Genomic DNA, 15394 nt, shown 5'->3' with positions numbered 1-15394 from the left:
GGAGCGCTCTGTCCCGAGGGAGCAGTCTGTCCCTTCGGCGTGAACAAACTCTCGTCTACCGATTGCGACGGAATGTCGTAAATTCGCTTGGCCATAATTCCCCCAGTAATTCGTCTTATGCGACGACGCGCAAAATCTCTTCGATTGACGTCAGGCCGAGCTGGGCTTTTGCCCAGCCGTCCATACGCAGAGTGCGCATTCCTTGCTCGATCGCTACACGGCTGATTTCAGCACTCGAGGAGCGGGCAACGGCGAGACGTTCAATCTCTTCGGTCACTGCCATAACTTCGTGCAGTGCAATACGGCCGCGGTACCCGGTCTTGGAACACACGGTGCACCCGACGGGCGCATACAGCGTTGGCATCGGCCCTGCTGGGTCGAAGCCAACCTTCAAGTTAACGAGATCCTGCGGGTTATGGGCCGCAGGCTGCTTGCAGCGATCGCACAGGCGACGCGCAAGTCGTTGCGCCACTACGCAGTCGATTGCTGAACCGACCAAGAATGGTTCAATGTCCATCTCGATCAGTCGAGTAATGGCGGCAGGGGCGCCGTTGGTGTGCAGGGTGCTCAACACGAGGTGGCCGGTGAGGGCGGCCTCGATCGCAATCTGCGCCGTCTCTTGGTCTCGAATCTCACCGATGAGCACAACATCCGGGTCAGAACGCAGAATCGAGCGCAGAGCACTAGCGAACGTGAGCCCAGCTTTCGGGTTCACCTGCACCTGGTTGATACCGGCCATACGGTACTCGACCGGGTCTTCAACAGTAATGACGTTGATTTCGGGGCGCGCAACGGCGTGCAGCGTTGTGTAGAGGGTTGTGGACTTTCCCGAACCGGTTGGACCGGTCACGAGAATCATTCCGTAGGGCTTGGTGTAGGCCTCTTTGTAAATCGCGGCGTTGTGCTCAAGCAAGTACAGCTGGCTCAGGTCGAGAGTCGTGTTTGAGTTGTCGAGAATACGCATGACGACTTTTTCGCCATAGACCGTCGGCAACGTTGCGACGCGAAGGTCAATCTTTTTTTGACCATGGATGACCGAAATGCGGCCATCCTGTGGCTTACGTCGCTCGGCAATATCCATCTCGGCCATGATCTTCAGGCGTGAAATCACACCGTTCTGAATCTGGCGGGGCGCCCGCTGCATCTCATGCAGCACACCGTCGATACGATAGCGGACCCCGAGGTCAAACTCGCCGGGTTCGATATGAATATCGGATGCTTTGTCTTGGATGCCCTGGCTGATCAGCAGGTTAACGAAACGCACAATAGGCGCGTCGTCTTCGGTCGGCTCGTTGGTGTTCGACGCGAGGGCAATATCCGTCGAGGACGCTTCTTGCTCAAGTTCGTTGCTCAGACTCGAGAGCTCGCCATCGGCACGGTGGAAGCGGTCAAGAGCCGTCTGGAGGTCGCTACGTTCGGCAACCACAATCCGCACTTGGCGGCCCGTCGCTGCTCGTATGTCATCGAGTGCAAAAATGTTGCCAGGGTCGACCATGGCAAGCACGAGGTATCCCTCGGAGAACGCAATGGGGAGAACTTCGTGGCGGCGGCAGATTGCCGCGGGGGCCAGGGCGACTGCTTGGTTGTCGACGGCGAAGTCGACGAGTTCAACGAACGGGACTCCTGCCTGCGCCGCGCGCGCGGAAGCGAGCTGTGCCGGCGATATGGTCCCGCTGTCGAGCAGCTCTCTTACGAGTGCTTCCTCATCAGAATGTGACGTGCCTACAGAATCTATGCTCTCAATTGGCATCATTCCGCGAAGTATCAATACTTCAGCAAGTGTTGTCATGCGTGCCTCCCCCAAAGTCCTACGGAGACCTACGCTAATCGAGTCACACCAGCACCACTAGACCCACTTGTGAGGGGTAGTCGGAGCGTTTCAGGAAGCCCATTCGCCGCGAGTCGCAGCATTGAGCGCCAAATTGATGTTTTTCTCGACGTAAGCGCTCAGCCGGGGCAACGCGCACTGGTTGATGACGTCGGTGATGTCTTGGCTGTGTCGGTGGGCCGATGCTTGCACCATCGAGCGGGCGTCGCGACGACAGTTCGCGCACGGCGCCGTGGACCGAGCCAACTCATTGAGCGCGTGACGCTCTTCATGCAAAGCCGCGGCAAGTTGGGAACTAGCCAACTCTAGTGAATCAACGAGAGAGTGGATGAGATCGTGCGGCCACTGGTTTTCCGGATCGAACGCAGCAAACTCAGACGCTCGGCAGTCAACGCAACCTCGCTCAGTGCCCGACGCTGGACTCCGCCATTCAGAGACGAGACGGTACCAGCGCTGGAGAGAGCAGTCCAGAAGATCATTGATCGCGTGACGATTCACAAGCTTCCTGCCCCCTTTGTTTGTCCGACGTATTGATATTCCCACTGCACGTTCAGTTTCGGCAGTCGTTAAAACCAATGACACCCAAATGGGGGACAGACAGAAAGTTCCGGTACGGTGGTGTCTGGCGCATCCGAATGTTAGCCGCTTGCACGCTTACCCGATCCGAACGGGGACCTGATTGACAACGCTCGATGCACCACCGCCCAACTTCAGAGTGGGGCACGTCGATGACCACGAAACTGTCCAGTTGGGCTTTGCTTCGCTGATCGCTCAATGTTCAGACATCAGCATGCTCGCGTCGGTGAGCACCGTTCGCGAACTCGAGTCCGTAGTTAACGTTCTCGACCTTGTCGTTCTCGATGTGCGGCTCTCCGATGGCAGCACGGTCGATGCCAACGTCGCTTGGCTTCGGGAGCGGAGCGTCAATGTTTTGGTATTCACCGCTGCGGACAATGCTTCTGAAGTTCGTGCTGCTTCTCGAGCCGGCGTATTGGGAATCGTGCGAAAGTCGGAGTCGCGAGACGTCATCATCGAAGCTGTGCGTGACGCAGCTCGCGGTAACCCCGTCGTCACCACTGACTGGGCGGCTGCCCTTGACTCTGACCCTGAACTCGCGGCTGCCGGGCTCAGCCCGAAAGAGCAAGAGGTGCTCGCCCACTACGCTTCGGGAGACAAATCGGCAGCCGTTGCCTATCGCGCCGGACTTTCTTCCAGCACCGTCGCCGAGTACGTGCGCCGTATCCGGCACAAATATGCCATGGCCGGTCGGCCAGCGCACACAAAGGTGGACCTCTATAAGCGTGCCGTTGAAGATGGCATCCTTCCCCCGCCGAACTCATGAGCTCAGCGAACTCACCCGCGGCTGAAGTATCGAGCGCCGAACTGGGCGTTGTCCGCACCATGACCACCGTGCTCGCGGCGGCCACGCTCCTCTTCCTGGCACTCTCGGTCGGATCGTTCGTCGCCCAAGTTGAGTACACGCCGCGAGGCTGGCAGCTGTTCGCCGGCCTAGTGATTTTCGGGGCCCCACTGCTCATGGCCGCTGTTGCCCCGTGGATCAGGCTGCGACACTTGCGAATTCTCCATGGAACCTATGCGTTCGCCTTCAGCGCGGTAACGCTCAGTTGGATTCCCGCCTTTACGCACGGGCCGATGCCCACCGAACTCGTGCCCTGGCCGATCATCATGACTGCTCTCGGAACCGCTCCCGCCGCGATTGCGTGGAAGCCGCGAGCAGCCTGGATATTTCTCGTCGTCAATGCACTCCTTGTTGGCCCCATCCGGATCATCGCGGACGGCGGTGCGGATGTCTCCTTGGCAATCCAATATGCGTTCTTCACCGTCACGGTGTGTGCTGTCTTCACTGGCGTCGTCACCGTCGCGGTTGGCGCTGGCCGGGAAGTCGATGTTGCGACCGCCGCAGCACGCGCCTCGTCGATGCGTGCTGCGGCACTCACCGCGCGGGGAGAAGAGCAAGCCCATCTCGACGCGCTAGTTCACGATGAAGTGATTGCCACGATTTTTGCGGCAGCCGGCGCTGGCCACAGCAGCTCGGCCTCAACCCGAGATCAAGCTGCGCGCACGATCGCACGCCTCAGCGAACTACGCGAGGCCACCGCCAGCGTTCCCGAACTTATCAATGTCGACTACCTCATTCAGGGCTTGGCATCGTCGGTCAGCGAGACGACGGATGCCGCAAAATTCATCGTCACTGGCGTGCGAAACGCTCCTCTGCCATCTTCTGTGGCCAGCGCCTTGATCGAAGCCACTGTCGAAGCGCTTCGAAACAGTGTTGTTCACGCTGGGGTGGATTCCTCGGCGGTGTCACGAGTTGTGGTTTTGCAGTTCTTCGCCGACGGGGTCGAGATCACCATTACTGACGATGGCAAAGGCTTTGATCCATCGGATGTTCCCGAGAACCGGCTGGGGATTGTCGTCAGTATCCTTGGACGCATGAACGCGCTACCGGGAGCCCACGCCACCGTGTGGTCGGAGCCTCTGGGCGGAACGCGCGTGACCGTGGGATGGAACGAATGAGCCCGCACACAGCTTCAAGCCCGGGCTTGAAGCTCCCCCAAATCACAGGGCGGGGCGCTCACGTTCTCATCTGGATTTACTTCGTGACGATCTCCGCGCTCGCGCTTCTCGCGCTCGACGACGTGCGATCTCCCCTCATTGTGTACATCTCAACGGCGATTTTCGGGAGCATCTGGTGGGTTCTCACTCGGGATACGGCGGAGCGCGCGAGCATCCGCACGAGCGTCTATGTGATTATCGCAAGCGTTGTTGCGACAGCAATTTCATCCGAGAATTCCCTCGCTAGCGGATTCTCGCAGTGGTACGTCGGCGCCGCGGCACTCGTCATGTTCTATCTCAGCCTGCGCCGGCGAGATCTGCTGGCATGGATCGGCTTTAGCGCAATCGCCATCGTCGTCATCGGTTGGGGCTTCACCACCGAAGATCGCCTTCTCGAAGCAATTCTGCTCGTAGCTCGTCAGGCGCCATTCGTTCTCGTTGGTTCACTGTTCTCGGTAGGCATGCAACGAACAAGCCGCAGCCTCGAGGGCGTCCACGAAGTCGAGACTGCGCGAGCTGCCGCAGAAGCCGCAGCACTCGCGCGCACCGCAGAGCGCTCTCGACGCCTTGTCGCGCTCGATGCCGCAGTGGGCGCTCATTTGCAGCGAATCGCAGACGGCGCTGAACTAACTCAGGAGGAGCGCAACGAGCTTCTCATTGCGGAAGCTCGCCTGCGTGACAGTCTGCGGGCACGCCAACTAGACCTGCCGGAGATCGTCGCGGCAGTACAGAGCGCGCGTCGTCGCGGTGTCTCTGTGGTGCTGCTTGATGATCGGTATCCCCTGCCATTGCCCGCAGGCGCCCTGACCACTGTGGTCGATGCCGCCGTGCGGATCCTCGATGCCGCGACAAGCGGAGCAGTAACCATTCGTCTCCTCCCCGCCGGGCGCGCGCTCTTAACGACGATGGTGGCCGATGGCGATTACTACTCCCGCGTGGAAATTCCTTCCCTTTAGAGCTACGCCCCTAGCCACGAAGGGCTCGACGACGTCTTGCCCAACGACGAAGGGCCCCTCGTCGTGTTGACGAGGGGCCCTTCGGTGGTATCACCCGAAGGTGACGCCGAGACTACTAGTTGTAGGTTCCCGGTGTTGAGTCATTCGAGCTGAAGCTGTCGAAGTCGACGAAGCTCAAGTCGCTCTCAGTGAGGCTTGCATCATCAGCGAAGATGCGGTTGGGGTAACGTTCGGCTTTCGCCTCTTCCGTCGCCTCGACCGATACATCGCGGTAGCGCGGCAATCCCGTACCAGCCGGGATGAGCTTACCGATGATGACGTTCTCCTTGAGTCCCATGAGCGGGTCGGACTTGCCTTCCATGGCCGCCTGCGTAAGAACGCGGGTGGTCTCCTGGAACGACGCGGCCGACAGCCACGACTCGGTAGCCAGCGAAGCCTTGGTGATACCCAAGATCTCCTGACGAGCCGATGCCGTTGCCTTGCCCTCGGTGAGAACTGAACGGTTGAGGTCGTTGTACTTCGAACGATCAACCAACTCACCGGGAAGGAGTCCGGTGTCACCGTGGTCAACAACAGTCACCTTGCGGAGCATCTGACGAACGATGACCTCAATGTGCTTATCGTGAATCGGGACACCCTGTGAGCGGTAAACGCCCTGGACGCCATCAACGAGGTGCTGCTGAACGGCGCGGACACCGCGGACACGAAGAACTTCCTTCGGGTCAACGTTTCCGACGTGCAGCTGCTTGCCGAGTTCTACGTGCTCGCCGTCCTCGATGAGGAGGGTTGCGCGACGCAGGATCGGGTACGCGATGGGCTCGTCACCATTGTCTGGCGTGAGAATCAGCTTGCGACTGCGGTCGGTGTCTTCGATCGTGACGCGACCAGCGGCTTCCGCAATGGGGCTTGCACCCTTGGGGGTACGAGCTTCGAAGAGTTCCGTTACGCGAGGGAGACCCTGCGTAATGTCGTCTGCCGAAGCAACACCACCGGTGTGGAAGGTACGCATGGTCAGCTGGGTTCCGGGCTCACCGATCGACTGTGCGGCGATAATTCCGACAGCCTCACCGATGTCAACAAGGAGCCCCGTTGCGAGCGAGCGGCCGTAGCAGACTGCACACACACCAACAGCGGACTCACACGTGAGTACCGAACGAACCTTGATGCTGTGAACTCCAGCAGTCACCAGCTTCTCGAGCAGAACGTCTCCGACATCGGCACCAGCCGAGGCAACAACTGTGCCCTTGTCGTCGGTTGCGTCTGCAGCGAGGCTGCGGGCGTAGACCGAGTTCTCAACGTTGTCATCGAGAATCCACTTGCCGTCTGCATCCTGCACAGCGATCGGCATGTCGAGGCCCTTGCCAGTGCCACAGTTGTCTTCACGAATGATGACATCCTGCGACACGTCAACGAGTCGACGCGTGAGGTATCCCGAGTCAGCGGTGCGCAGCGCGGTGTCAGCCAGTCCCTTACGAGCACCGTGAGTCGAGATGAAGTACTCGGCTACAGTCAGGCCCTCCTTGTAGGAGTGAACGATCGGGCGAGGAATGATCTCACCCTTCGGGTTCGACACCAGACCACGCATACCGGCGATCTGACGAACCTGCATCCAGTTACCACGAGCACCAGACGACACCATGCGGTTGATGTTGTTGTCGGTGCGGAAGTTGGACTGCATGGCAGTCGCTACTTCTGCGGTTGCCTTGTTCCAGATCTCGATGAGCTCCTGGCGACGCTCGGCGTCGGTCGTGAGGCCCTTCTCGTACTGGCCCTGAACCTTAGCTGCGATCTTCTCGTAGCGGCCAATGATCTCCGGCTTGTTCGGCGGGGTCACAATGTCAGACAGCGCAACGGTTACACCGGAGCGAGTAGCCCAGTGGAAACCAGCATCCTTGATCGCGTCAAGAGCTGCAGCAACATCCACCTTCACGTACCGCTCAGCGAGGTCGTTGACGATGGCCGAAATCTGGCCCTTGTCAGCGAGTGCCTCAATGTACGGGTAGTCCTTCGGAAGCGCCTCGTTGAAGAGGGCACGACCGAGGGTCGTCTCCATGAGCTTGGACTGGCCCTGAACGAAGCCCTCAGGGGCATCTTCTTCAGAGAGGTACACGTTGTCGAGACGCAGACGTACCTTGGCGTTGAGGTCGAGCGAGTGCTGATCGAACGCGAAGATCGCTTCAGCAACCGACGAGAACGCGCGGCCTTCACCAGCAACGTCTTCCTTCAACGTCGTCAGGTGGTGCAGACCAATGATCATGTCCTGGGTAGGCAGAGTCACTGGGCGACCGTCAGACGGCTTGAGGATGTTGTTGCTTGCGAGCATCAGAACGCGAGCTTCAGCCTGTGCTTCAACCGACAACGGAAGGTGAACAGCCATCTGGTCACCGTCGAAGTCAGCGTTGAACGCAGCACAAACGAGGGGGTGAAGCTGAATCGCCTTACCCTCAACGAGCTGAGGTTCGAATGCCTGGATGCCCAAACGGTGCAGGGTAGGCGCACGGTTCAGCAGCACTGGACGCTCGCGAATGATCTCCTCGAGTACGTCCCACACCTGCGGACGTGCACGCTCAACCATGCGCTTAGCGCTCTTGATGTTCTGCGCGTGGCTCAAGTCGATCAGGCGCTTGATAACAAACGGCTTGAACAGCTCAAGAGCCATCTGCTTCGGAAGACCACACTGGTGCAGCTTGAGCTGCGGACCAACGATGATTACCGAACGACCGGAGTAGTCAACACGCTTTCCGAGCAGGTTCTGGCGGAAACGACCCTGCTTACCCTTGAGCATGTCGCTCAGGGACTTGAGGGCACGGTTGCCTGTACCGGTAACGGGGCGACCACGACGACCGTTGTCGAACAGTGCGTCAACGGCTTCCTGAAGCATGCGCTTCTCGTTGTTGACGATGATCTCGGGAGCACCGAGGTCAAGGAGACGACGCAGACGGTTGTTGCGGTTGATCACACGACGGTAGAGGTCGTTGAGGTCGGAGGTCGCAAAGCGGCCACCATCCAACTGAACCATCGGACGCAGCTCCGGAGGAATAACCGGAACAACATCGAGCACCATTGCGGCCGGCGAGTTGCCGGTTTGCAAGAAGGAGTTGACTACGCGCAGGCGCTTGATGGCGCGGATCTTCTTCTGACCCTTGCCGTTAGCGATCTGGTCGTGCAGTTCAACACTCTCAAGTGCGAGGTCGAAAGCCTGAAGGCGCTTCTTGATTGCCTCGGCACCCATGAATGCTTCGAAGTAGCTACCGAAACGGTCCTGCAGTTCCTGGAAGACGGAGTCTTCAGGCTTCAGGTCACCGATCTTGAGGGTGCGGAAGTCATCCCACACGCGCTCAAGCTGAGAAATCTGCTCATCGATTGACTTACGGAGCTGAGACATTTCCTTCTCAGCAGCATCCTTGACGCGACGCTTCTGGTCGGCCTTCGCACCCTCTTCTTCAAGAGCGGCGAGGTCTTCCTCAAACTTGGTCAAGCGGTCTGCGATGCGAGAATCGCGCTGGCCCTCAAGCGTCTTGATTTCGAGACGGATCTCGTTCTCAAGCGCAGGCATGTCAGCGTGACGGCCCTCTTCGTCGACCGAAATGATCATGTATGCCGCGAAGTAGATGACCTTCTCGAGGTCCTTCGGTGCCATGTCAAGCAGGTAACCGAGACGGCTCGGAACACCCTTGAAGTACCAGATGTGAGTAACCGGAGCGGCGAGCTCGATGTGGCCCATGCGCTCACGGCGCACAGCCGACTTCGTAACTTCAACACCACAGCGCTCACAAACGATGCCCTTAAAGCGGACACGCTTGTACTTGCCACAGGAGCACTCCCAGTCGCGCGAAGGACCGAAGATCTGTTCGCCGAACAGACCATCCTTCTCCGGCTTGAGTGTGCGGTAGTTAATGGTCTCTGGCTTTTTTACTTCACCATGCGACCAGCGACGAATGTCGTCGGCGGTAGCGAGACCGATTTTGATTTCATCAAACGCGTGAACGTCGAGCAATTTATCTTCTCTCTTCGAAAGTTCTGCAGTCGGTTTCGGTCTGGTTAAATCTCGTCAACAGACGAGGACTCGAACCGGGCTGAAATATTGATGCCCAACTCTTCTGCTGCACGGAAGGCTTCGTCATCCGTGTCGCGGAGGTTGACCGTTGAACCGTCGGCCGAAAGAACTTCGACGTTGAGGCACAGCGACTGCATTTCCTTGATAAGCACCTTGAAGCTCTCGGGAATACCGGGCTCCTGGATGTTTTCGCCCTTGACGATGGCTTCGTACACCTTGACTCGACCGAGGATGTCATCCGACTTGATCGTCAGAAGCTCCTGCAGTGCGTAAGCGGCACCGTAAGCCTCGAGCGCCCAAACTTCCATCTCACCGAAGCGCTGTCCACCGAACTGAGCCTTACCACCGAGTGGCTGCTGAGTAATCATGGAGTACGGACCGGTTGAACGAGCGTGGATCTTGTCGTCAACGAGGTGGTGCAGCTTGAGGATGTACATGTAACCGACCGAAACGGGAGCCGGGAACGGCTCACCCGAACGACCATCGAACAGGCGGGTTTTACCCGAGGAGTCGATGAGGCGAACGCCGTCACGAGTGGGAGTCGTGGAGTCAAGAAGACCCGCGATTTCCTCTTCGTAAGCACCGTCGAATACCGGGGTAGCAACCTTGGTGCCTGGTTCAGCCTTGTAGGCCTCTGCTGGCAGGTTCTTAGCCCACTCCGGGTTTCCTTCAACTTCCCAACCCTGCTTGGCAACCCAACCGAGGTGAGTTTCCAGCACCTGACCGAAGTTCATTCGACCAGGAATACCGAGGGGGTTCAGGATGATGTCGACGGGGGTTCCGTCTTCAAGGAACGGCATGTCTTCGACAGGCAGGATCTTGGAGATAACACCCTTGTTGCCGTGACGACCAGCGAGCTTGTCACCTTCGGTGATCTTGCGCTTCTGGGCGATGTACACAACAACACGCTGGTTGACGCCAGAGCCGAGCTCGTCGTCGTTGTCTGCGGAGAATTCCTTGACAGCGATGATCGTGCCCTGCTCACCGTGGGGAACCTTCAGCGAGGTGTCGCGAACTTCGCGGCTCTTCTCGTTGAAGATGGCACGGAGCAAACGCTCTTCAGCCGAAAGCTCAGTCTCACCCTTAGGCGTGACCTTGCCGACGAGGATGTCGCCTGGACGAACCTCTGCACCGATACGGATGATTCCACGCTCGTCGAGGTCAGCCAAAAGTTCTGGGCTAACGTTCGGCAGATCGCGCGTGATCTCTTCCTTACCGAGCTTGGTGTCGCGTGCATCCACTTCGTATTCTTCGATGTGGATCGACGACAGTACGTCATCCTTGACCAGGTTCTGGCTCAGGATGATGGCGTCCTCGAAGTTGTGACCCTCCCACGGCATGAATGCCACGAGGAGGTTCTTTCCGAGGGCAAGCTCACCGTTCTCGGTAGCAGGACCATCAGCGATGACCTGACCAACTTCGACGCGCTCTCCAGCACTGACGATGACGCGGTGGTTGTAGCTCGTGCCCTGGTTGGAGCGGTTGAACTTGCGCAGGAAGTAATCCTGCGTTCCGCCCTCATCGAGCTGAACAACAACAGTGTCTGCAGAAACCTCGGAGACAACACCGGCCTTGAGCGCAGTGACAACGTCACCGGAGTCAATTGCGGCGAAGGTTTCCATACCAGTTCCGACAAGCGGGCTCTCACTGCGCAGCAGCGGAACAGCCTGACGCTGCATGTTGGCACCCATGAGTGCGCGGTTTGCATCGTCGTGCTCGAGGAAGGGGATGATCGAGGTTGCTACCGACACCATCTGGCGCGGCGAAACATCCATGTAGGCGATGTCTTCAACGGGAACGAGGTCAACCTCGCCACCCTTCTTACGGGCAAGCACGCGAGGCTCAGCGAACTTCATGTCCTTCGTGAGCGGTGCGTTTGCCTGCGCGACGATGTAGTCATCTTCATCACTGGCCGTCAGGTAATCGATCGTGGTCGACACGGTGCCGTCAATGAGGCGACGGTACGGGGTCTCGATGAAACCGAAGGCGTTAATGCGTGCGAACGATGCGAGCGAACCAATCAGACCAATGTTGGGGCCTTCAGGGGTCTCAATCGGGCACATGCGGCCGTAGTGAGAGGGGTGAACGTCTCGAACTTCAACACCAGCACGCTCACGGCTCAAACCACCTGGGCCCAGCGCCGAAAGGCGACGCTTGTGGGTCAGTCCCGCGAGCGGGTTGTTTTGGTCCATGAACTGCGAGAGCTGCGAAGTACCGAAGAACTCCTTGATCGCTGCAACGACGGGGCGCACATTGATCAGGGTCTGCGGGGTGATCGCTTCGATGTCCTGCGTGGTCATGCGCTCGCGAACGACACGTTCCATACGGCTGAGGCCGGTACGAACCTGGTTCTGAATGAGCTCACCGACAGCACGGATACGACGGTTGCCGAAGTGGTCGATGTCGTCAACGTCGAGACGAACGTTTACCTTCTTGCCATCGCGGACGCCCTTGACGCTGGCTACTCCGCTGTCGCTGACGGAAACGCTAGGCGCCGAGTTGTCATGGAGCGAAACCATGTACTTGATCGTCGCGATGATGTCTTCAACGGTAAGCACTGACTCTTTGATGTCAGCGTCAAGACCGAGCTTGCGGTTGATCTTGTAACGGCCGACCTTCGCGAGGTCGTAGCGCTTCGAGTTGAAGTAGAAGTTGTCGAGAAGCGCGCGAGCGGCTTCGGCAGCAACTTGCTCACCGGGGCGAAGCTTGCGGTAGATGTCCTTGAGCGCTTCTTCCTTGGTGAGGATGTTGTCTTTCTCCAAGGTGGCTTCGATCGACGGGAAGCCCTTGAATTCTTCAAGGATTTCTTCGCTCGAGAGGCCGAGGGCCTTCAGGAATACTGTGACCGACTGCTTGCGCTTACGGTCGATGCGAACGCCGACCTGGTCGCGCTTGTCGATCTCGAATTCAAGCCAAGCACCACGGCTCGGGATGATGCGAGCTGAGTAGATGTCCTTGTCAGACAGCTTCTCGGGCTGGCGGTCGAAGTACACACCAGGTGAACGGACGAGCTGCGAAACAACAACGCGCTCGGTTCCGTTGATGATGAAGGTACCGCGAGCGGTCATGAGCGGGAAGTCGCCCATGAACACGGTCTGAGTCTTGATCTCACCGGTGAGGTGGTTCATGAACTCGGCATTGACATACAGGGGAGCAGCAAAAGTCTTGCCGCGCTCCTTGCACTCATCGATGGAGTACTTGGGCTCTTCGAGCTCAGGCTCCGTGAACGACAACTGCATCGTCTCGCCGAGGTCTTCGATCGGCGAAATCTCCTCGAAGATTTCGTCGAGACCACTACGAGTTGGCAGATCGGTACGACCAGCGGCAACACCGTCAGTTACACGGTTCTTCCAGATGTCGTTTCCGACGAGCCAATCAAAGCTCTCGGTCTGCAATGCGAGCAGATCGGGAACCGTTAGCGTGTCAGTGATTTTTGCGAAAGAAAGCCGCGATGCTGAGCGGCCGTTTTTCGGGGACTTATTGGTGGACGCATCGCGCGCAGCAGCCAAGGAACAACCTCCGTGAACCCCGTCGGGTTCGTCTGTCAAGATAATTGACGGTCGGTAATGAAATGCTCACCAGAAACACCCCGCCGCTATACTCGGGGCACCCAGCTGTCCGCAATATGACCGCTTAATTTGTCTGGGAGCGCAAGGATCTACTATAAGCCGGTTTGCCACACCGTGTCCACCCGATTCTTGACCAAATTGGCAATTTCGACTAGGGGTTTGCTGTGAGTCCTGAATCGCGCTTCTTAGCGGCCAGTGCTCCGAAGGCTTCCCAGATCAAACGGTGCGCATTGTTCACCGTGATATCGGCGTGGTCGTAGGCCGGCGCGACCTCCATAATGTCGAACCCCACGACATCCGTTTCGAGCACAATTTGCCGGATGATGCGCAGGAGATCAATAGGAGCGAAGCCACCGGGCTCTGGCGTTCCGGTTGCCGGCGCAAAGCCAGGATCGAGTACATCGATGTCGATAGAGATGTAGACCTTGGATGCCCGGGCCTTCGCCGCCGCGATGATCTCCGGGATCATCGCCTTCACGCCGCGTTCCCAAAACTCTTGCATCATGAAGTGCTTGAGACCGTTGTCGCGCATCCACTTCTGGTCTTCCTCGCCTGGCCAATAACCGCGCAGACCGACCTGCAAGAAGTTCGGACCGGGGATTGCCCCTGACTCAATGAGGCGACGCATGGGCGTTCCGTGGCTCGCGAGGTTTCCCTCGAGGATGTTCGCGGTGTCGGCGTGCGCATCGAAATGGATCATCACCACATAGCCGAAACCGTGATGCTCGGCCACCGCCGTTGCTGCCGGCCACGTGATCGAGTGGTCGCCGCCGATGATGAATGGCACGATGCCTCTACTAGCGACCTGAGTGACGCGTTCGTGGATAGCTGCCTTAGAGAGCTCCCACATGCCGTGACTCGTAATGGCGTCCCCATAGTCAATGACATCGAGATGGTCGAAGATTTCGACACCGAGATCGAGGTGGTAGGTGCCAGGGTCATACGCGCTAGCCCGCAATGCCCGTGGCCCGAAACGCGCACCCGGGCGGTTAGTGGTGCTGTCGTCCCACGGCGCACCCACAACGGCGACATCGGGCATCCACGCATCGAGTTCTTCTGGCTCGCTCAGCATCGGCCGCATGCCAAACGTTGCGGGACCAACATAAGACTGGGCATTCAACTGCGCACGCAAGTGAGGGGGATCTCACGGTTCTTATCGACCATGCTTCACCGTAGCGCGCACGGCCCGAACCTGACCGGAGGCGGCACCAGCAGTCGTGAGACTGTGGCAAAGTCAATGACATGGCCGAGCATCCGACAATCACGTTAAAACTCAGCGGCCATCTTGCCGAAATCGCCCCCGACCGCTGGATCGACGGTTCGTACACTCTTACCGTTGACGGCACTCCGCAGTCGCACGTGAACATGGACGACCCAAGCCAGTTGTTCTTTGAATACGTGCAGCGGATGGGACACGTCATTGATCAGCTCACCGAATCCGGTGCCCCCATCACGGCGGTGCACCTTGGCGGTGGCGCCCTGACACTCCCCCGCTATGTTGAGGCCACGCGTCCCGGCTCGCGCCAACAAGTGGTTGAGCTGGAATCGGATCTCGTTGACTTTGTTCGCACGGAGCTTCCGTGGTCGAAGCAGGCATCCATTCGCGTTCGCCACGGTGACGCCCGTGAAGTGCTCGGCAAGTTTCCGCCAGGATTGCGCGGCGCTGTTGATCTGCTCGTCGTCGACATCTTTAGTGGCGCCCGCACGCCTGCCCATGTCACGAGTCTCGAGTTCTATACGGAAGCGATGACGTTGCTCGCGCCGCAGGGCGTCATCGTGGTGAATGTGGCTGACGGCCCTGGCCTTGCGTTCGCTCGCAGCCAAGCCGCGACCCTCAAGCACACGGTCGGGCACGTGGCAGCGCTCGCCGAGACTCAGATACTCAAAGGCCGCCGTTTCGGCAATATCGTGCTGATGGGATCACCCTCAGCGCTCCCCTTGCATTGGATGCCGCGGCTTCTTGCCGGCGGCCCGCACCCTTCGAAGGTGATTGCGGGGGTCGAACTGCTCGACTTCATTGGCAGCTCACCTGTCGTCACAGACCAAACAGCGGTCAAATCACCCCCTCCGGCGAAAAGTATTTTTCAGGTCAAACCGGGCCGTAGATAGACCGTTCTATCTCCTAGAGCCCCTTGTACCCCGATCCTGCGATCACAAACGGGGTACAAATCTGTCCCCCCAATTGCCTGTTTTCGGCGATTTCCGCGTAAAACCGGGGTAGTTCGTACCCCAAACTGAATCGTCTAGTCCCCCATGGTGCGGACTCAGCTTGCCCCCCATTACTGGGGACTGTCCTCCATAGTGAGGACAGGTAGATTGAATTCAGAAGTTGAAAGCGAGCCCCGAAGCTCGCGAAGAATCACAGAGTTGCAGGAACCCGAAACCAGCACACAGCTTCTTGAATCCC

9 protein-coding genes are annotated in these 15394 nt (G+C 58.6%); 4 read left to right on the top strand and 5 right to left on the bottom strand.

Translation table 11 applies throughout. The features are described 5' to 3' along the window. Positions 1–115: 115 nt before the first annotated feature. Positions 116–1789: a GspE/PulE family protein gene (locus tag FFT87_RS04805; protein WP_219950213.1), complete on the bottom strand. Its 1674-nt coding sequence runs from the start codon at positions 1787–1789 to the stop codon at positions 116–118. 90 nt (positions 1790–1879) lie between these two features. Continuing rightward, the gene (locus tag FFT87_RS04800) at positions 1880–2131 is read right to left on the bottom strand and encodes a hypothetical protein (protein ID WP_219950212.1); all 252 of its coding nucleotides are present in this window, start codon (positions 2129–2131) and stop codon (positions 1880–1882) included. 376 nt (positions 2132–2507) lie between these two features. Here FFT87_RS04800 and FFT87_RS04795 point away from each other — a divergent pair, with 376 nt between their 5' ends. Genes FFT87_RS04795 through FFT87_RS04785 form a run of 3 tightly spaced genes read left to right on the top strand, consistent with a single transcriptional unit; the run spans position 2508 to position 5361 of the window. Further along, on the top strand, positions 2508–3170 hold the full coding sequence (locus tag FFT87_RS04795) for a DNA-binding response regulator (protein WP_219950211.1): 663 nt from the start codon (positions 2508–2510) through the stop codon (positions 3168–3170). Further along, positions 3167–4366, top strand: a complete 1200-nt coding sequence (locus tag FFT87_RS04790; RefSeq protein WP_219950210.1) for a sensor histidine kinase — start codon at positions 3167–3169, stop codon at positions 4364–4366. Before FFT87_RS04795 ends, FFT87_RS04790 begins: the two co-directional genes overlap by 4 nt. After that, positions 4363–5361, top strand: a complete 999-nt coding sequence (locus FFT87_RS04785) for a hypothetical protein (protein WP_219950209.1) — start codon at positions 4363–4365, stop codon at positions 5359–5361. Before FFT87_RS04790 ends, FFT87_RS04785 begins: the two co-directional genes overlap by 4 nt. Positions 5362–5476: 115 nt before the next feature. Here the strand turns inward: FFT87_RS04785 and FFT87_RS04780 are convergent, their stop codons facing one another. The 3 genes from FFT87_RS04780 to speB all read right to left on the bottom strand — a co-directional run bounded on the left by FFT87_RS04780 (position 5477) and on the right by speB (position 14107). Then, the gene (locus tag FFT87_RS04780; protein WP_219950208.1) at positions 5477–9358 is read right to left on the bottom strand and encodes a DNA-directed RNA polymerase subunit beta'; all 3882 of its coding nucleotides are present in this window, start codon (positions 9356–9358) and stop codon (positions 5477–5479) included. A 44-nt stretch (positions 9359–9402) separates the two neighbouring features. After that, positions 9403–12927, bottom strand: coding sequence for a DNA-directed RNA polymerase subunit beta (gene rpoB, locus FFT87_RS04775; protein ID WP_219950207.1), 3525 nt, complete (start codon positions 12925–12927; stop codon positions 9403–9405). A 211-nt stretch (positions 12928–13138) separates the two neighbouring features. Continuing rightward, the gene (gene speB / locus FFT87_RS04770) at positions 13139–14107 is read right to left on the bottom strand and encodes an agmatinase (RefSeq protein WP_255560061.1); all 969 of its coding nucleotides are present in this window, start codon (positions 14105–14107) and stop codon (positions 13139–13141) included. 122 nt (positions 14108–14229) lie between these two features. Here speB and FFT87_RS04765 point away from each other — a divergent pair, with 122 nt between their 5' ends. Then, positions 14230–15096 (top strand): spermidine synthase, encoded by an 867-nt coding sequence (locus FFT87_RS04765; RefSeq protein ID WP_219950206.1) that lies wholly within the window; start codon positions 14230–14232, stop codon positions 15094–15096. The last annotated feature ends 298 nt before the right edge of the window (positions 15097–15394 follow it).

It is taken from the genome of Salinibacterium sp. M195 (assembly GCF_019443965.1).
Lineage (GTDB): Bacteria > Actinomycetota > Actinomycetes > Actinomycetales > Microbacteriaceae > Rhodoglobus.
Note: the sequence above shows the minus strand (reverse complement) of the source record. Positions and strands in the feature narration are given on the sequence as shown.